Below are 17598 nucleotides of genomic sequence, written 5' to 3'. Positions count from 1 at the left end.
GGTTGCTAATGCGACAGCCCCTGCCCGTACGCGCTTTCGGCGGGTGTTCCGCCACGGGAAGGAGATTATGGGCACGCTGCGCCTCCAGGGTGGACGGGAATGTGCGTTGCGTAGCTTCTCCCGTTCGCCCCGGAGGCGACATCCGCCGATTGGGCGGTCAGTTCATCCAGTTGCAGACAACACCGCGGGCGGTCGCATGTCGGACAGCACCTCTTCGGCACCGGACCGCCCGCGGGTTACCTCAGGTCAGCGGCTGCCTCCGGTGGGTTGCCGAAGGTAACTGTCGCGTCCGGCGGCGGCGAATCCGGCCACCGCGCTGGGGTCCTGGTTCATTGTCATGTTGCAGACGTTCGTCGTCTTCGTCATCCCCGGAGAGTTGAAGTAGATCGCCGCCTTGATTTTCGGATGCGCCTTCAGCGCCGCCGGGAATTCCTCGAACCACCGCCGCTTGGCGTTCGGGTCGGCGCTGTCGAAGTTCGTGCCGAACTCGGCCAGCATCCGGGGCTTGCCCTTGCCGATCCCGGTGTCGTCCAACCAGCGGTAGAACGAACCGATCGTGGTGCTCGGGCTCTTCCAGGTCGTACTGCCGTTGCAGACGTGGAAGTTGTACGGATCCCAGGCCACCCAGTCGACGTAGGCGTCACCCGGGTACAGGCCGGCGTACCGGTTGTAGTGGCCGGACCAGCCCATCATCGTCCAGACCCACACCGCGTTACGGACCTGCGCCGCGGCGAACCGGTCGTGCACGTACCGCCAGGCACGGACGAACTCGGCGTCGCTGCCCTTCTCCGGCTCGTCCTCCGGCTCGTGGTCGAAGCCCATGAACACCGGCACCCCGGCCGCCTTGATCCGGCCGGCCACGTCGTCGATCGTCTGGTCGTACCGGCCGCTGTAGACGTCCCGCCAGGTGAGCACCGTGCCGGACGAGAAGACCCGGCTCTCCCAGGCGAAGAACATCAGCCGCCCCTCGCGCATCTGCTGCTGCTGGTACGCGTCGGGGAAGGCACCGTTGCTGCCGCTGTTGGAGAAGTCGTGGTAGCGGTGCACGATGTCGAACGTCCGCCCGACCTGCTTCTCCACGTCGGTGATCGCCTTACCGTGGTCCCATCCGCTGCCCGCCCCGGAGGGTGAGTACATCCCCCACCAGGCACCGCAGGACGGCACCAGCTTCGCCGACACCTGACCGCACGCACCGGGGTCCGCCGGTGGCTTGGTCGGCGTCGGGCTGGGCCGGGCCGGGCTCGGGCTCACGCTCGGCGACACGGTCGGCGAGGCGGGTGGACGGGTCGGCAACGCGGCCGAGGGCGTCGGCGAGACGCTGGACGGGGCGGGTGCCGGACGTGTACCCGCGTCGTAGCGCAACACCAGGCGGGGACGGACGTCCGGGTTGCGGTTCTCCCCCGACGCCCAGTAGATCCGGCTGCCCAGCCCGGCCTGTGCCAGCGACACCGTCCAGGTGCCGTTGCCGGTCACCAGTTTGGAGACGTCCCACTCGTTGAAGCCCTTGCCGACGCCGGACACCGCGTCCAGGGCGGCACCGACCTGACCGGGAGCCGGCCGGGCGGCCCGGGCGTCGAGCCCGGAGTCGTGCGCGGTCACCGCCGCGTCGAACGCCTGCCAGGAGTGCACCCGCAACGTCGCCCGGATGTTCGTCGCGTTCGCGGGAAGTGAGGTCACCGAGAAGGCGAGGACCGCCTGCCGGTCCCCACGGGGGTTGCCGTCACACGGGGCGGCGCAGGTGGCCAACGTCGTCTTGACGCTGTTGTCGCCGTCCTGCGGAACGCTCGTGGCGGTGGTGTCGAACACCACCGGTATGGAGAGGTCGTCGTCGGCGATCAGGGGCACCATGGTCGCGCCGATGCCGAGTACGACCGTGGTGCCGAGGACACCGAGCACCACGGCCTTGCGCCGGGGGCCCTGATGCCGGATGAGGCGGTGCAGTCCGCGCCTGGTCACTCAGACTCCTTGTGAATTCGGCGATAACGCTGTGGAGCGTATCGGCGTACACAACAGAGCGTGTGAATGACCGGGGAACCTAAGCGCGTCTTAAAGTTCGCCTAAGCCGACGCTGCGACACCGCGCCCGGTCGGAGCTGCGGCAGCGTACCGGCAGTCTGGCGACTCAGCACCGGCCGATCCGCAGGTCAGCGCCGCAGCGGGGACCACATCTCAGCGCCGAGCGGCGTCGCATCCGGGCCGGGATCGATGATCTACCCCAGTGACGACCGATACGCAAGTCCGCGCCGGGCGATGCCGCGACCCAGCGGTACGGGCGCACTCAGCGGCACGGGCACGACGAAGGCCCCCGACGTGGTCGGGGGCCTTCGGTGCCGCACGTGCGGCTCAGTTCGGGGCGGCCTGCTTCGCCAGCGCGACGAACGACTGCCAGGCGGCCGGCGCGAACCGCAGGGTGCCGCCGTCCCGGTCCTTGGTGTCGCGGACCAGCACGACGGCCCCGACCCGGCCACCCTCTTCACCCGGTTCCTCGCCTGGGCAGCCCCACGCCGCCACCCCGGACGGCCCCACCCCGGACGCCCCGACCCCAGGCGGCGAAGGCACTCGATCCAGGATTTAGTGGCTTCCCGAGCAGAAGAAGGCCACTCGATCCTGGATCGAGCGGTCAGTCGACCCGAGCAGCGACCCGGGCGGCGGTCAGCGCGGCGGTCAGTCGACCCGAGATGCGGTAAGCGCGCGACGGCCAAGCCGACCGCACGGCGGTCAGTCGACCTGAGCAGCGACCCGAGCGGCGGTCAGCGCGGCGGTCATCGCGGCCCGGGGGGCGGGAACGCCGGTGAACTGCTCGAACTGGCCTACGGCCTGGGCCAGCAACAGGTCCAGGCCGGAGACGACCGGGCAGCCGGCGGCAGCGGCCGAGGCGGCCAGCGGGGTGGGCCACGGGTCGTAGATGGCGTCGAAGAGCACCGTGCCGGGACGCCAGCGCACCACATCGGCCAGCTCGTCGGCGGCGCCCTTCGGCACCGTGGAGATCAGCAGGTCGACGTCGGTCAGCTCCGCCGCGTCCGCCCAGGAAGCGGCGGTCAGCGTCAGGCCCAGCGCGGTCGCCACGGGCGCCAACTCGTCGACGGCCACCGGGCGGCGGGCCACCACGGTCACGCCGGTCGCGCCGAGTCGGGCCGCCGCCGCCAGCGCCGCCCGCGCCGTGCCACCGGCACCCAGCACCGTGACGGACGCACTCGCGCGTACGCCTGCGGACGTCAGCACGTCGACCATGCCGGTGACATCGGTGTTGTCCGCGTACCAGGTGCCGTCGGGGCGGCGTACCAGCGTGTTGGCCGCGCCGACGGCGGCGGCGACCGGCGAGACCTCGGCGGCGACGGTCAGTGCCGCCTCCTTGCCGGGCATCGTCACCGACAGCCCGGCCCACTCCGGGCCCAGCCCGGCGACCAGGTCCGGCAGCTCCGCCGCCGCGCACTCGATCCGGGTGTACGACCAGCCGGTGAGCCCGGCGGCGGCGTAGCCGGCGTTGTGGATCACCGGGGAGAGCGAGTGGGCGATGGGCTTGCCCAGCACTGCCGCCCGCCGTGCCACCACCGTCACAGGACGCCGTTCTCCTTGGCCTTCTCGATGTTGCGCTCGTGCTGGCTGTAGTCCTTGGTGAAGGCGGAGTTGCCTTCCTTGTCGATCGCCACGAAGAAGAGCCAGTCGCCGGCCGGCGGGTCCATCGCGCCTTCCAGCGCTTCCTTGCCCGGGTTGTTGATCGGCGTCGGGACCATGCCCGGAAGCTTGCGGTTGTACGGGTTCTTCGGGTTGTCGAGGTCGCTCCGCGTCATCTGGCCGGAGGTCTTGCCCTCCTGCCCGATCGACTCGAAGTAGTAGTTGACCGTGACGTCCATCTCCAGGCAGCTGCAGTCGAACGTGCCCGAGTAGACCCGGTTGTAGGCGACCCGGGCGACCCGACCGAGGTCCTTCTTGGTGCCGGCCTCGGCCTGGGCCAGCGACGCCACGATCAACGCCTCGTACGGGCTGATCCCGCCGCGTTCCTTCTGCACCCGGTCGGCGAAGTTCATCTGCCCGGTGACGGAGAGGAAGTGGTCGACCATCTGCCCCAGGATCGCCTCGGCGGTGGCGTTCGGCGGGATCTCGTAGGTGTCCGGGAAGAGGAAGCCCTCGATGGACTTGGCGGACTTCTTGCCGTCCTCCCGCTTGAACCACCAGTCCGGTACGCCCAGCTTCTCCGGGTCCTTCGCGGCGGCCTCGAACTCCTTGACCGGGATGTCGGTCTGCTCGCTGAGCAGCTTGAAGATGCTCTTTGCGGTGCGCCCCTCGGGGATGGTGAGCCCGTTGACGATCCGGTTCTGCGGGTCGAGCATCGCGGCCAGGGCGTTCGCGCCGCTCATCTCCTTGCGCAGCTTGTACGTGCCGGGCTGGATGTTGCGGCTGCGGGAGTTCTCCTGCGCCGCCTCGGTGAACGCCTTGGTGCTCTTGATCACGCCGGCGTCGCGGAGCACCACGGCCATGTCGGCGAGGAACGCGCCCTGCGGGATCTGGATCGTCACGTCCTCGGTGCCGTCGCCGTCGAAGTCCGGTGTGACGAAGTAGCTCTGGATCCGGTCGAAGCCGTAGAAGGCGCCGCCGCCGATGCCGCCGAGCAGCACCAGCGCCAGCAGCAGGGCGAGCACTGTCTTGCCCTTGCCGCCACCGGACCGGCCGCCGCGCTTGCGGCCACGCCGGTGCTTGCCCTTGTCCCCCCGGTCCTGCTCGTCGAACCCGAGGTCCAGATCGTCCATCATTCGGTCCGCCTCCGCTGCGCGTCCAGCCAGCTCTGCAGAATCTCCACCGCGGCGGCCTGGTCGACCACCGCCCGTTGTTTCTTCCCCCGGACACCGCGCTCGGCAAGCCTACGACTGGCCACGACCGTGGACATCCTCTCGTCAGTCAGCGTCACCGGAACAGGCGCTATCACATCGGCCAGTTGTCGAGAGTACGCCTTCACGTGCTCCGCTGCGGGGCCGTGTTTACCCGCCAGGTTGACCGGTAGGCCCACCACCACCTCGACCGCCTCATGTTCGGCGACCAGTGCGGCCACCTGGACGAGGTCCGTCGGTATCGCGTCTGACCTGGGGTTCTGATCCCGCGAGAGGGTGACCAGAGGGGTGGCGAGAACCCCGTGCGGATCCGACCGGGAGACCCCGATCCGGACCTGTCCGACGTCCACGCCCAACCGCACACCGCGGGACAACCCGGTCACGCTTCGTCACCTCGCCCGGAATAGGCGGCAGGGCGGACCGGGTCGGTCCGCCCTGCCGTCAGGTACTGAGGAATCACGCCTCGGCGACCGTCTTCTCCACCGCGAGCAGGAGGTTGGGGACCTCCGACTCGGGCAGGCCGCCCCCCTGGGCCAGGTCCGGGCTACCACCGCCGCGCCCGGAGAACGCCGCCTTGACCAGATCGTTCGCGGCGACACCACGGCTGCGGGCGGCCGAGTTCACCGCCACCACCAGGGACGCCTTGCCGTTCGCGCGGGCCGCCACCGCGACCACGCCCGGCCGGGCCGCGTCGATCCGGCCCCGGATCTCCTGGGCCAACGTGCGGACGTCGTTGCCGGCCGCCCCCTCGGGCGCCTCGATGCCGACGTAGGCCACCCCGCGCACGTCCCGGGCCTGCGCGGCGAAGGCCGCCGCACCGCCGAGTACGAGCTGGGCGCGCAGCTTCTCCAGCTCCTTCTCCGCGTCGCGCAACTGGGTCACGGTCTGCTCGACCCGGTCCGCCACCTGCTCGGAGGGGACCCTGTACAGCTCGGCGAGCCGGGCCACCAGCAGGTGCTCGCGGGCCAGGAAGTTGAACGCGTCCATGCCGACCAGCGCCTCGACCCGGCGGACGCCGGATCCGATGGACGACTCCGAGAGGATCTTGACCAGACCGAGCTGGCCGGAGCGGGCCACGTGGGTGCCGCCGCACAGCTCGCGGGCGTAGTCACCGACCTCGACCACCCGGACCTGGTCGCCGTACTTCTCGCCGAACAGCGCCATCGCGCCGATGCGCCGCGCCTCCTCCAGCGAGGTGACGAAGGCGTGCACCTCCAGGTCCGCCAGGAGCACCTCGTTGACCTGCTGCTCCACGTCCCGCAGCACGCTCGGCGCCACCCCGGTCGCGGTGTTGAAGTCGAACCGCAGCCGACCCGGGGCGTTCAGCGAACCGGCCTGGGTGGCGGACTCGCCGAGGAAGTTACGCATGGTCTGGTGCACCAGGTGGGTCGCGGTGTGCGACCGGGAGATGGCCCGTCGACGGCTGGAGTCGATCTCGGCGTACCCGGTCTCGCCGGCCCGCACCTCGCCCCGGAGCACCCGGGCCCGGTGCACGATCAGCCCCGGCACCGGCTGCTGCACGTCGAGGACCTCGACCTGCCCACCGCCCACGGTGATCATGCCGACGTCGGGCTGCTGCCCGCCGCCCTCGGCGTAGAACGGCGTGGTGTCCAGGACCAGCTCGACCAGGTCACCCTCGACCGCCGCCGCACGCGGCCCGTCGGTGCCGAGCACCGCCCGCACCGTCGACTCGCGGGAGACCTCGGTGTAACCGGTGAAGGTCACCGGACCACCGGCGTCGAGCACCGACCGGTACGCCGACAGGTCGGTGTGCCCGGTCTTGCGGGCCTGCGCGTCGGCCTTGGCGCGGGACCGCTGGTCGGCCATCAGCCGCCGAAAGCCCTCCTGGTCGACGTGGAGGCCCTGCTCGGCCGCGATCTCCAGGGTGAGGTCGATCGGGAAGCCGTACGTGTCGTGCAGCTGGAACGCCTTGTCCCCGGAGAGCGCCGGCCTACCCGCCGACTTCGTCTCGCTGATCGCGGTGTCCAGGATCGTGGTGCCCGCCCGCAGGGTCGCCAGGAACGCGTCCTCCTCCGCGTACGCGTACGCGGAGATCCGGTCGAAGTCGGCGGCCAGCTCCGGGTACGACGGGGCCATGCAGTCCCGGGCCACCGGCAGCAGCTCGGGCAGCGCCCGCTCCTGCCAGCCCAGCAGTCGCACCGCGCGGATCGCCCGGCGCATGATCCGCCGCAGCACGTAGCCACGGCCCTCGTTGGACGGGGTCACCCCGTCACCGATCAGCATCAACGCGGTGCGCACGTGGTCGGCGACCACCCGCAGCCGGACGTCGTCGGGGTGCGACTGGTTCGCCGCGTGCCCGGAGTGCGTCCCGTACCGCTTGCCGGTCAGCTCGGCGGCCCGGTCCAGGATCGGCCGGACCTCGTCGATCTCGTACAGGTTGTCGACGCCCTGCAGGATGGAGGCCATCCGCTCCAGGCCCATGCCGGTGTCGATGTTCTTCTTCGGCAGCTCACCGACGATCCGGAACTGCTCCTTGTCGAGCACGTCCGCGATCTCGTACTGCATGAAGACGAGGTTCCAGAACTCCAGGTACCGGTCCTCGTCGACCTCGGGGCCGCCCTCGGCGCCGTACTCCGGCCCACGGTCGTAGTACAGCTCGGAGCAGGGGCCGGCCGGGCCGGGAATGCCCATCGACCAGAAGTTGTCCTTCTTGCCCCGGCGCACGATCCGCTCGACCGGCACCCCGACGCGCCGCCAGATGTCGTACGCCTCGTCGTCGTCCAGGTAGACCGTCGCCCAGACCCGCTCCGGGTCCAGCCCGAAGCCGCCCGCCTCGACCGGCTTCGTGGCCAGGTCCCAGGCGAACGGGATCGCGCCGTCCTTGAAGTAGTCGCCGAAGGAGAAGTTGCCGTTCATCTGGAAGAACGTGCCGTGCCGGCTGGTCTTGCCGACCTCGTCGATGTCCGGCGTGCGGATGCACTTCTGCACGCTCACCGCCCGGGAGAACGACGGCGTCTGCTGCCCGAGGAAGTACGGGACGAACTGCACCATGCCGGCGTTGACGAACAGCAGGTTCGGGTCGTTGATGGCGGGCAGCGGAGCGGACGGCACCACGGCGTGGCCGTTCGCCTCGAAGTGGGCGAGATACCGCCGCTTGATCTCCGCCGTCTTCATCGCTGGGGTTCCTCCGGAAAGATGTCTCTGTCACCGATGCGCGGCTCGTCGCGCACGTCGGCGAACTGGTCGTCGAACGCCTCGCCCTGGGCGAACGCCTCGTGGATCTCGTGCTCCCGCTCGGCCATCCCGGCGCGTACGTCCGCCACGAAGCTACGCAGTTCCTCGACGAGACCGCCAGCGGATTGTGACAGGTTGTCGGCGATCCCCGCCGGGGTGTAGGCGTGCGCGGCACGGGTCGCCTGGCGCACCACCACCACGCCGACGGCCAGACCGATGCCCAGCCAGAACAGCCGCTTCATGCTCGTACCTCCGCCGTCGGTCAGCGGTTGCCGCGCCGGGCGGCGCGCCGCTGGGACTTGATGGTGTCGCGGACCTCGCGCTCGGTCTCGGCGCTGCGCCGGGCCGAGGCGGCCTTGCGCACGCCGTAGCCGAAGGCGGCCACCTTGACCAGCGGGTTGGCGGCGGCGGCCGAGACGACGGTGACCAGGTTGGCGACGTTGGCGCTGATGTTCTGCGCGTGACTGGTCATGGTGTCGACCTTGGCGAGCTGGAGGTTCACCCCGTCGAGCGACGTCTGCACCTGTTCGAGGGTGACGTTGACGTTCCGCACGGTGGTGTTCACGTCACCGAGCAACGGCCCGGTCCGGTCGTTGAGGTCGTTGATCATCTGGGTGGTCGCGTCCACGGTGTGCCGCAGCCGCAGGATGGGCAGCGTCAGGATCAGCACCAGCATCGCGAACGCGATAGCCGCGATCAACGCCGCGACCTCCAAAAAGCCCACGCCTGTCCTCCTCAACACGGTCCCGGGACACCACGGCCCACGAGACGTACGACCTTCTCGCCCACGCCGTCATCGGTGGCCCGCCTCGCGCCTGCTGGCAGCGGGCGGGCCGCCAGATGCAGACCCTACCGTCCGTGATGACAATCGGCTCAGGACGGTGGTGACGGCGTCAACTCGCCCAGCGGATCGTCGGTCAGCGTCGGGTAGGGATCCTCACCGGTCAGTGACGGATCCGTGTCCGGCTGTGGCCTGGTCCGCTCGTCGTCGATCGCATTGCGGACCTTCACCGAGACCAACGAACCGGAGCACTCCTCGGCTGCGGTCGACGGGTCGGGCGACGGCACGACCGCCGGCTCACCGTCCACCGGCGGCGGTACGCAGGTCGGCTCCCGGACCCACAGGTCCAGCGTCAACTCGTCGCGCCGCCAGCAGGTGTAGCTGCCCTTCTCCTCCTGCCCCGGGCAGTACGCGGGCTGCCAGGGCTGCCAGCCGTCGCGGCTCAGCGCGTCCTCGTACACCTGGGCCGTCTCCTCCGGCGACCGCTCGGAGGTGGCGGTCCGCTCACGCAGCCGACAGTCGAGCAGGCACCAGCGACTGCCGCTGGTGAAGTCCTCCGGCTGCGCCGCGGCCCACTCCGGCACCTCCAGCTCGTCGAGCGAGACGAAGACCGGGTCCCGGTTCATCGCCTGCACGCCGAAGAAGGCCGGTACACCACCGAGCAGGAGCACGGCGACCAGGGCCAGCAGCAGCGTACGGCGACGCTGGCCGGCACCGGCCTGACGGCGCGTCTCCGGGTCGGCCTCCAGTGCCTCCTCGTCGGGCCGGTCGCCGTCCCCGTCGTCCGGGTCGGTGGGTCGCCGTAGCGCCGGATCCGGTGCGGGCCGGGGCCCGGTCGGGTCGGCGGAGGGCACCACGGCGGCGGCCCGGGCCATCGCAGGCGCCTCCCCGGAACGCGGCGGCGGGGGCACCGGTGCGGCACCGGACGGCTCGCGGGCCGGGTCCCGTTGTGGCGGCGTGGCCCGACCGGCCGGCCGGTCGTCGGGGCGGGGGGCCGACGCGGTGGCGCGGGCCACTGCGGCCGGCGGTTCGCCGGGACCTGCGGCGGGCGGCGACGGACGGCCGGGCGCAGCACCGGACACCGGACCGGCGTCCGGACGCCCGTGGCCACCCTCGGGTCGTCCCGGACCACCGTCAGGCCCACCACCTTGACCGCCCTCGGGGCGAGCCGGACCGCCGTCGGGGCGACGGGGGCCCGCGTCAGGGCGTGCCGGACCGCCGTCGGGGCGGCGCGGTCCCCCCTCCGGGTGGGGCGGGCCAGCAGGCCGGGCGGCACCGCGCGCGGGTCCCGGTGGCATGCCGCCGGGACGGCCCGGTCCCGCGCCGGGACCTGCCGCCATCGTCTCGGGGCCCGTCGCGCCACGCGGCGGCCCAGCGTCCGGAGGCACCGGTCCGCGCGGCGCAGAGCCGGCGTCGGGGGGTACGGCACCACGCGGCGGCCCGCCGTCCGGCGACACCGGTCCACGCGCCGCGGTGGCGTCCGGGGACAGCGGTCCACGCGCCGCAGGACCGGCGTCGGGGCGTGCGCTGCCCCTCGGCGGCCCGGCGGGCATGCCGTCCGTCGGAGCGGTGCCACGCGGGGGCCCACCCGGACCGCCGTCCGGGTGACCGATCGGTCGGACGCGGCCCGTGGACGCCTCGGGTCCGGGTCGGCCGGGGACTGCCCCGGGCCCGGCCGGTCCGGCTCCACCGGGTGGTTCGGCCCGGCCCCGCCCGACCGGTGGCCCGTCGGGCCGACCACGATCCACCGGCGCTCGGTCAGGGCGACCACGATCCACCGACGTGCCGTCGGGGCGACCACGACCGGCGCGCGGTGCGTCGGGGCGGCCGTGCTCGGCCGGTGGCCCGTCGGTCGGCGGTCCGTCGGGGCGCGCACCACCGGGGCGTACCGGCGCGGCGTTGCCGGCTCCGGGAATGGCTGCGGCGGGCCAGCCCGGGATCCCGCCCGGTTCCGTCTGGTCGTCCGGCATCGCGCGCGAGGGGCCGTCCGGGTCACGACGACCACCGAGCATCGCCGTACCGCCGGACGGGGTACCGCCCGAGTGCCCGGCCGGACCGCCGGGCGGGGTACCGGGCCGTCTCTTGACCGTCGGCAGTGCCGGATCGGTGTGGTGTCCCCGCCCGGCCTGCCGCAGCCAGTCGGCCGGCCGTTCCGGACGCCCGGCCCGACCGTCACCCGGCCGGGCCGCGTACGGCCGTTCACCGGTGTCACCGGGCCGTGACACGTACGGACGCTCACCCGTGTCACCCGGCCGCGACGCCGAGGGACGCTCACCCGTGTCACCCGGCCGGGACACGAAGGGACGCTCACCGGTGTCAGCGGGCCGCGAGGCGAAGGGCCGCTCACCGGTGTCGCCGGACCGCGACGCGAAGGGACGCCCACCCGTGTCAGCCGGCCGGGCCGCGAACGGTCGTTCGCCGGTGTCGCCCGGGGCGGGAGCGCGCCCGGAATCGTCGGCGGCCCGCCGCCCCTGGGGCGGCGTCTCCTGGACGTCGGCCGCGCGGCGGCCCCGTACCGATGTCTCGGTCTGCTCGTCGGTCCGGCGCGCGGCCGGTGGCGTCGCCGGTTCCTCCAGCGCGGCGCGGCGGCCCCGGAACGAACTGTCGGTGCCTGCCGGAGTAGCGGTGCGGGTCTCCGGCGGGGCGACAGGAATCGCCGACGGGTCGCCGGACGGCACGCCGGGGATCTCCGGCGCGTTGCCGGACAGCGGGACGATCGGTTGCTCTTCCTCGGGCTCGGCGGCGCGGCGCCGTCCACCCCGGCGGCCTCCCGCCGGCTCGGCGGAGGGCCCACCAGCGACGGCGGGGCCACCGAGGCCTCCGCTCCGGCCGCCGGCGGTCACGTCGGGGTCGGTGCGGTCAGCGGTACGCGGACCAGCGCCCGGATCCGGCGGCGTGCCCCGGGCGGGACCGCGCGGGACGGTCCGGCGCGCGCTGGCCGGAATCCCGCTGGGCCGCCCGGAGGGGTTCCGCCGTGGAGCGGGCTGATGCGGGGCGGGGCCGGCCGGTCCACCGGACTCGGGCCCGGTCGGCACACCCGGGACCGGGCCGGTCGGCGTGCCAGGGACCGGGCCGGTCGGCATCGCGGAGGTGGGACCGCCCGGCGCACCCGAGGGCGGCTCGGCGGGTCCGGGACGCCCACGCCAACCGGGCGGACCGCCCGCCTCGACGGACGACCAGCCACCGGTCGGCTCGCCCGTCGGGCCGGCTTCCCGCCGCCCGCCGGGCGGCGGGACAGCCGCGAACGGCGGTCCACCCGGGGCCCGGTCGCCGTGTTCCGTCGGCGACGGACCGGCAGCGAACGGCGGCCGACCTGGAGCCCGGTCGCCAGGTCCGGCGGGTGGCCGGGGGCCGGAGGCCGGAGGCGCGGCGGCGGCCGGCCGGGGCCCGCTAGCGGGCGAAGCAGGGTGAGGCGGACCTGCCGGAGACGGACCAGCGTGAGGCGGACCGGCGTGAGGCGGACCAGCCGGGGGCGGACCAGCGTGAGGCGGCGGACCGGCGGGCGGCCGGGGGGCCGGTGCGCCAGGCCACGGCCCGTCGACCGGACGGGAGCGTGGTGTCTCGGTCGGGAGCCGGCGGGGCGGAGCAGCCGGTGGACCGGCGGACGGATCCGGTGCGCCGGGTCCGGGCGGCATCGGGGCCCGGCCGCCGGGCGGCGGCGGGACTGCTCCGGGAGGTGGCGGGACGGATCCGGGAGGCGGCGGCGGAACGGACCCGGCCGGTGACGCCGGGCGTCCGGCGGGCGGCTGCCCCGGACGGACCGGAGGTACCTGGCCGGGACGGTCGGTGACCGGCGGTGCCGGCGGGCCGGGGCGGGCGCCGGGGCCGTCCGGAGGCGGGGCGACCCCGTCCGGGCCGAGTTCGCCGCGCTGCTGCTTCGCCGAGCGCAGGTCGTCGATCCAGCCGAAGTCCTCACCGGGGCCCGGGTCCTCCGGGGCGGCCTCGGGTTTGCTCCGGCCCCAGCGGCGGCCCTTGGGACGCCGCTCCTCCTGGCCGTCCTCCGGTCGCTCCGACGATTTCACTGTTGACCCTTCCCGTCGGCGCTGCGGCCGACCTCATCCGCCGCGTGGGCGTCCGTGCCCGTGGACGGGCCGCCGTCGACTCCGGACGGCGGCGTCTCGGCCCGGTCCGTCGGCGCCGCCCGGTCACCCGTGCTCTCCGCCGGTACGCGGGCGGGCGCGGGCAGCCCGCGGACGATCCGGCGCAGCAGCGGCAGCCGCGTGGCCACCGATCGTTCCGCACCGTGGTGGCTCGGCTGGTAGTAGTCGGTGCCGACCAGGTCGTCCGGCACGTACTGCTGGGTGAGCACGCCCCGCTGGTCGTCGTGCGGGTAGCGGTACCCGATGCCGTGGCCGAGCCCTCGGGCGCCGGCGTAGTGGCCGTCACGCAGTCCGCGCGGGACCGGGCCACCCCGACCGGCCCGGACGTCGGCGATCGCCGCGCCGATCGCGGCGGTGGCCGAGTTCGACTTGGGGGCGGTGGCCAGGTGGATCACCGCCTGGGCGAGGTTGAGCTGGACCTCTGGCAGGCCGACGTACTCGACGGCGTGCGCGGCCGCGGTGGCGACGCTCAGCGCACCGGGATCGGCCATGCCGACGTCCTCGCTGGCGAAGATGACCAGCCGTCGGGCGATGAACCGGGCGTCCTCACCGGCGACCAGCATCCGGGCCAGCCAGTGCAACGCGGCGTCCACGTCCGACCCGCGCATGCTCTTGATGAACGCGCTGGTCACGTCGTAGTGGGCGTCACCGGCCCGGTCGTACCGCACGGCTGCGGTGTCCACCGCCCGCTCGGCGGTGGCCAGGTCGATCCGGCCGGCGCCCAGCGCGGTCGCCGACCCGGCTGCCGCCTCCAGCGCGGTCAGCGCCTTGCGGACGTCCCCACCGGCCAACCGGACCAGGTGGTCCTCCGCCTCGGGCTCGCAGACGAGCGCGCCGCCCAGACCACGCTCGTCGGTCAGGGCCCGGCGCAGCAGCGCGCGGACCGCCGCGTCGTCGAGAGGCTGAAGGGTGAGCAGCACGCACCGCGACAACAGTGGCGAGATGACCGAGAAGTACGGGTTCTCCGTGGTGGCGGCGAGCAGCGTGACCGTACGGTCCTCGACGGCGGCGAGCAGGGAGTCCTGCTGGGTCTTGCTGAACCGGTGCACCTCGTCGATGAAGAGGACGGTCGGCGGGCCACCGGTGCGCCGCTGCCGCCGGGCGGTGTCGATCACGGCCCGGACGTCCTTGACTCCGGCCGAGAGCGCCGACATGGCCACGAACCGCCGGTCGGTGGCGGCGGCCACCAGGTGGGCGATGGTCGTCTTGCCGCTGCCCGGCGGGCCCCAGAGGATGACCGACATCGGCGCGTTGCCGGCGACGAGTTGCCGCAGGGGCGCTCCCGGGGCGAGCAGGTGGTCCTGACCGACGAGTTCGTCCAGGGTGGCCGGGCGCATCCGGACCGGAAGCGGCGCGTCCGGACCGGCCGGAGTGAAGCCGCCGACGCCGCCGGAACCCGTCGGCGCACCGGGTGCTGCCGTGGGTTCACTGAGGGTGAACAGGGCGTCGGACTCCATCACGAGAACAGTACCGGGCTCGGTCAGCCGCGCCCCGGCCGGCGGCCCCGGTACCAGCGGCCGCCACCGCCACCGCCGCCCCGGCCGACGCCGGCCAGGAAGAGGGCCAGCAGCAGCAGGCCGATCAGCACGAGCGTGTTCCAGTTGAACAGGTCCGGTGCGCCGAGGTCGGTGTCGAGCAGGTCGAGCAACAGGGCGAAGCCGAAGACCGCAGCGGCGGCGATGGCGAGCATGTCGTTCCTCCGGTGGGGGTTCCAGTAGGTTCGGCGCGGGATGTACCCGATCGGTCGGCTCGCCAATCTCCACCCTGGATGCGAGCCGCCCCGCAGCGCCCCCACCTAGGCTGTTGCGGTGATCATCCCTGCGGAGGCGCTGGTGGGCCGGGAGGCGATCCTGACCGCCGTGGACCACCACCCCTTCTTCCGGCACACGGTGCCGCGCCACGCCCCGGTGCGCGGCTGGCGACACGAGGGGGCGGTGTGCTGGCTGCTGTCGTCGCCACAGTCGACGGTCTGCGCCGCCGTGGGGCCGCCGGACGCGGCTGTCACACTGGTCGCCGCGCTGGCCGAGGAGCGGACGCTCGACCCGGGCCAGTGGGTGCACCTGCCCCGGCGGGATCCGGCCACCGACCGCGCCGGTGCGGTCGTGGCGGCGTACCGGGACTGGGACTTTCTCTGGACGACCGGCGCGCCGCCGCCGCAGCCCGGTGAGGAACACGTGGTCCGCCTGGACGCGGCGGACCATCCGGCGCTGACCGCGCTGATCGACGCGGCGTTCCCCACCAGTACGGCGCGGCCGGGCGATCCCCGGATCGTCGACTGGTACGGCATCCGCGACGGCGACCGGTTGATCGCCGCCGGGGCCGACCGGACCCGGGACGAGGTCGGATTCCTCGCCGGGCTGGTCGTCTGCCCGACACACCGCAACCAGGGGCTGGGCGCGGCGCTGACCGCCGGCATGACCCGGGCGTTGTCCCGGCGGTACGACATGGTGGCGCTCGGCGTCTACCCGGACAACACCGGCGCGATCCGGTTGTACCGGCGGCTCGGCTACACCGGCGCCTTCCCGCTCACCTCGGTCCGTCTCCCCGCACCGGCGGACGCCCCGGCGGACGCGCGGGCAGCCCGCCAGGCCGGCAGGTAGAGCGGCGCGGCCACGGCCAGCACCACCGCGCCGACCAGCATCGCCGTGCCCACCCCGGCCCGGTCGCCGACGAAGCCGAGCACCGCCCCGCCCAACGCTCCCGCCGGCATGGCCACCATCGAGTTCACCGAGATCACGCTGTTGCGGTAGGGACCGTCCACCTGCCGGTGCAGCAGTCCCATGTGCAGCGGATTGGACGCGCCGTGCACGGCGTAGCAGGCGATGAACGCGATCAGCACGCCGACCGGACCGGCCAGCAGGGCCATGCCGACGACCGTGACGCCCTGCACGATCCGCAGCAGGGCGGCACCGGGTGCGGCCCCCAGCCGACGGATCAGCAGCGGGGTGAGCGCCGCACCGCCGGCCGACGCCAGCCAGGCCACGGTGTTGGCCGGACCGAGCAGGGCGGCGGCCCGGTCCGGGTCACCCACCACCTCGGCCAGCCGCACCGGCAGCAGGCCCTCGAAGGTCATCATGCCGAAGCCCCAGAACAGCTCGACCGCGACCAACGCGAGCAGCACCCGGGACCGACGCAGCAGGCCGAACGCCTCGCCCACCATCCGCGGCGCCGCGCGGACCGAGGACCGCAGCGCACCCGCGCCCGCCGCCGGGCGCTGCTCCACCAGCAGCGCCAGCAACGCCACCAGCGCGACGGCCTGCAACAGGACCGCGATCACGATCGGCGTGGTGAGCGCGCTGACCGGACCCACCGGCCCCAGCGCCACCAGCCCGCCGCTGAGCAGCGCACCGGCCGCCATCGACAGGCCGAGGACCGCGCCACCCTGACCGAGCCCCTTCTCGTACGCGGCGTCCGGGTCGGCGGCGAGGGTGCTGTTGACGTACCAGGACTCCAACGGCCCGCTGTCCAGGGCTCGGAACACGCCCTGCAACGCCCAGACGGCGGCCAGCAGGGCGAAGGAGTCGGCGACCACCAGCAGGGCCAGCGACACCAGGCCGACCACGTTCGCCACCACCAGCACCGGCCGGCTGCCCAGCGCGTCGGCGAACCCGCCGGTCGGCAGCTCCAGGGCGAGCACCACCACCCCCTGCGCGCCGACGGCCAGGCCGATCTGGGTCAGGGTCAGGCCCCGCTCCTGCATCAGCAGGATGGTCACCGGGATCATCAGACCGACCGGTAACCACCGGAGCCCGTGCAGGATCAGGAAACGACGGCGGATCTGGAGCACGGACAGGTCGCTCGTCACCGCTTCTCCCCCATCAGCAGCGGGTGGCTGGCCAGGACGACCTGCACCTGCTCGGCGCCGGGCGCATCGGGATCCGCCTCGGCGTGGTAGCGCTGGAGGATCTGCAACAGCTCCGCCTGGAGTTCCTTGAGCCGGGCCGCCGGGATGGTCATGAAGACGTCGCTCATGCCGAAGGCTTCGCGCCACTGCGGCGACCACTGGTCGCGTACGGCGAACCATCGCTCGGCGTGCTCGACGAAGAGGCGCACCTGGTCGGCCTGGATCCACTCGATCGCGGCCCGCGCGTCCGGATCGTCGTCGAAGTCGGTGCTCTCGAAGCTCGTGACGTCGTGCGCGGCCCGCCACCAGCGTTGCCGCCCGGCGCCGCGGTCGGTCTCCTCGACGACCAGCCCGACCTCGGCCAACTGGCGCAGGTGGTAACTGGTCGCGCCGGTGTTGGTGTCCAGCAGCTCGGCGAGGGTGGTGGCGGTCGCCGCCCCCTTCACCCGCAGCGCACCGAGCAGCCGGTTACGCAGCGGGTGCGCCAACGCACGGACCTGCCGATGATCGATCCGCACCCGTCGCGGTGCCGGCTTCTGCACGTCTCCCATGACCACACCGTAGCGGTGCACAGTTCTTATGCACAAGTATTGTGCATAGAGATCGTGCATCCGGGCGGAGCGGTGTTCGTGGTTCGACTCAGACGGCGAGAAGCTCGGTGACGCCACGCAACCGCGTCCGCAGGAGCGTGGCGGCGCGCGTGGAATCCAGACGCACCTCGCCGGGACGGAGCACCCCGGCAGCGACCCCGGTGGTGGTGTGCAGGCCGGTCGGGTCCAGGCCCTCCCGCCGGGCCACGGCCACGCGATATGAGGTCGGCGGGCGCGTCGCCCGCCGACCTCACGCGGTGTCG

The 17598-nt window shown here is 73.3% G+C and carries 16 protein-coding genes; 2 read left to right on the top strand and 14 right to left on the bottom strand.

Annotated features, from left to right (window positions below; all coding sequences use genetic code 11):
* Positions 1 to 246: 246 nt before the first annotated feature.
* The 9 genes from ABZ738_RS30955 to ABZ738_RS30915 form a co-directional block, all read right to left on the bottom strand.
* Complete coding sequence (locus ABZ738_RS30955; protein ID WP_131054027.1) at positions 247 to 1956, bottom strand: glycosyl hydrolase; 1710 nt, start codon at positions 1954 to 1956, stop codon at positions 247 to 249.
* 386 nt (positions 1957 to 2342) lie between these two features.
* Positions 2343 to 2510, bottom strand: a complete 168-nt coding sequence (locus tag ABZ738_RS30950; RefSeq protein ID WP_236145808.1) for a DUF397 domain-containing protein — start codon at positions 2508 to 2510, stop codon at positions 2343 to 2345.
* A gap of 207 nt (positions 2511 to 2717) precedes the next feature.
* Positions 2718 to 3557 (bottom strand): shikimate dehydrogenase, encoded by an 840-nt coding sequence (locus ABZ738_RS30945; protein ID WP_357219153.1) that lies wholly within the window; start codon positions 3555 to 3557, stop codon positions 2718 to 2720.
* A complete protein-coding gene (gene mltG, locus ABZ738_RS30940; RefSeq protein WP_357219150.1) occupies positions 3554 to 4750 on the bottom strand; it encodes an endolytic transglycosylase MltG in 1197 nt (398 codons plus the stop codon). The genes ABZ738_RS30945 and mltG overlap by 4 nt, the downstream gene beginning before the upstream one ends.
* Positions 4747 to 5208 (bottom strand): Holliday junction resolvase RuvX, encoded by a 462-nt coding sequence (gene ruvX, locus ABZ738_RS30935; RefSeq protein ID WP_357219147.1) that lies wholly within the window; start codon positions 5206 to 5208, stop codon positions 4747 to 4749. Before ruvX ends, mltG begins: the two co-directional genes overlap by 4 nt.
* Before the next feature lie 73 nt (positions 5209 to 5281).
* A complete protein-coding gene (alaS, locus tag ABZ738_RS30930; RefSeq protein ID WP_357219144.1) occupies positions 5282 to 7960 on the bottom strand; it encodes an alanine--tRNA ligase in 2679 nt (892 codons plus the stop codon).
* Entirely contained in the window at positions 7957 to 8262 is a 306-nt protein-coding gene (locus tag ABZ738_RS30925) for a hypothetical protein (RefSeq protein ID WP_131055267.1), read from the bottom strand. The genes alaS and ABZ738_RS30925 overlap by 4 nt, the downstream gene beginning before the upstream one ends.
* Before the next feature lie 20 nt (positions 8263 to 8282).
* Positions 8283 to 8744, bottom strand: a complete 462-nt coding sequence (locus ABZ738_RS30920; RefSeq protein WP_131055269.1) for a DUF948 domain-containing protein — start codon at positions 8742 to 8744, stop codon at positions 8283 to 8285.
* A gap of 149 nt (positions 8745 to 8893) precedes the next feature.
* Entirely contained in the window at positions 8894 to 9550 is a 657-nt protein-coding gene (locus tag ABZ738_RS30915; protein ID WP_131055270.1) for a hypothetical protein, read from the bottom strand.
* A 2843-nt stretch (positions 9551 to 12393) separates the two neighbouring features.
* Between ABZ738_RS30915 and ABZ738_RS30910 the strand changes: the two genes are divergently transcribed.
* Positions 12394 to 12591 carry a hypothetical protein gene (locus ABZ738_RS30910; RefSeq protein WP_176093297.1) on the top strand — a complete coding sequence of 66 codons (198 nt, stop codon included), beginning with the start codon at positions 12394 to 12396 and terminating at the stop codon, positions 12589 to 12591.
* Positions 12592 to 12819: 228 nt separating this feature from the next.
* Here ABZ738_RS30910 and ABZ738_RS30905 read toward each other — a convergent pair whose 3' ends face one another.
* Both ABZ738_RS30905 and ABZ738_RS30900 read right to left on the bottom strand, forming a co-directional pair.
* Positions 12820 to 14358 carry a replication-associated recombination protein A gene (locus tag ABZ738_RS30905; RefSeq protein ID WP_131057797.1) on the bottom strand — a complete coding sequence of 513 codons (1539 nt, stop codon included), beginning with the start codon at positions 14356 to 14358 and terminating at the stop codon, positions 12820 to 12822.
* A gap of 23 nt (positions 14359 to 14381) precedes the next feature.
* Entirely contained in the window at positions 14382 to 14591 is a 210-nt protein-coding gene (locus ABZ738_RS30900) for a hypothetical protein (protein WP_176093296.1), read from the bottom strand.
* A gap of 118 nt (positions 14592 to 14709) precedes the next feature.
* Here ABZ738_RS30900 and ABZ738_RS30895 point away from each other — a divergent pair, with 118 nt between their 5' ends.
* Entirely contained in the window at positions 14710 to 15501 is a 792-nt protein-coding gene (locus tag ABZ738_RS30895; RefSeq protein ID WP_176093295.1) for a GNAT family N-acetyltransferase, read from the top strand.
* Here ABZ738_RS30895 and ABZ738_RS30890 read toward each other — a convergent pair.
* From ABZ738_RS30890 to ABZ738_RS30880, 3 genes are all read right to left on the bottom strand, one after another.
* The gene (locus ABZ738_RS30890; RefSeq protein ID WP_357219138.1) at positions 15408 to 16706 is read right to left on the bottom strand and encodes an MFS transporter; all 1299 of its coding nucleotides are present in this window, start codon (positions 16704 to 16706) and stop codon (positions 15408 to 15410) included. The genes ABZ738_RS30895 and ABZ738_RS30890 overlap by 94 nt on opposite strands.
* Positions 16703 to 17296 carry a helix-turn-helix domain-containing protein gene (locus ABZ738_RS30885; RefSeq protein ID WP_176093293.1) on the bottom strand — a complete coding sequence of 198 codons (594 nt, stop codon included), beginning with the start codon at positions 17294 to 17296 and terminating at the stop codon, positions 16703 to 16705. Before ABZ738_RS30885 ends, ABZ738_RS30890 begins: the two co-directional genes overlap by 4 nt.
* An 88-nt stretch (positions 17297 to 17384) precedes the next feature.
* The gene (locus ABZ738_RS30880; protein WP_236145933.1) at positions 17385 to 17543 is read right to left on the bottom strand and encodes a hypothetical protein; all 159 of its coding nucleotides are present in this window, start codon (positions 17541 to 17543) and stop codon (positions 17385 to 17387) included.
* Positions 17544 to 17598: the final 55 nt, after the last annotated feature.

The organism is Micromonospora sp. NPDC047793 (assembly GCF_040642635.1).
In the GTDB taxonomy this organism is placed as follows: Bacteria; Actinomycetota; Actinomycetes; order Mycobacteriales; family Micromonosporaceae; genus Micromonospora.
This window is presented reverse-complemented; position numbering and strand designations above follow the sequence as displayed.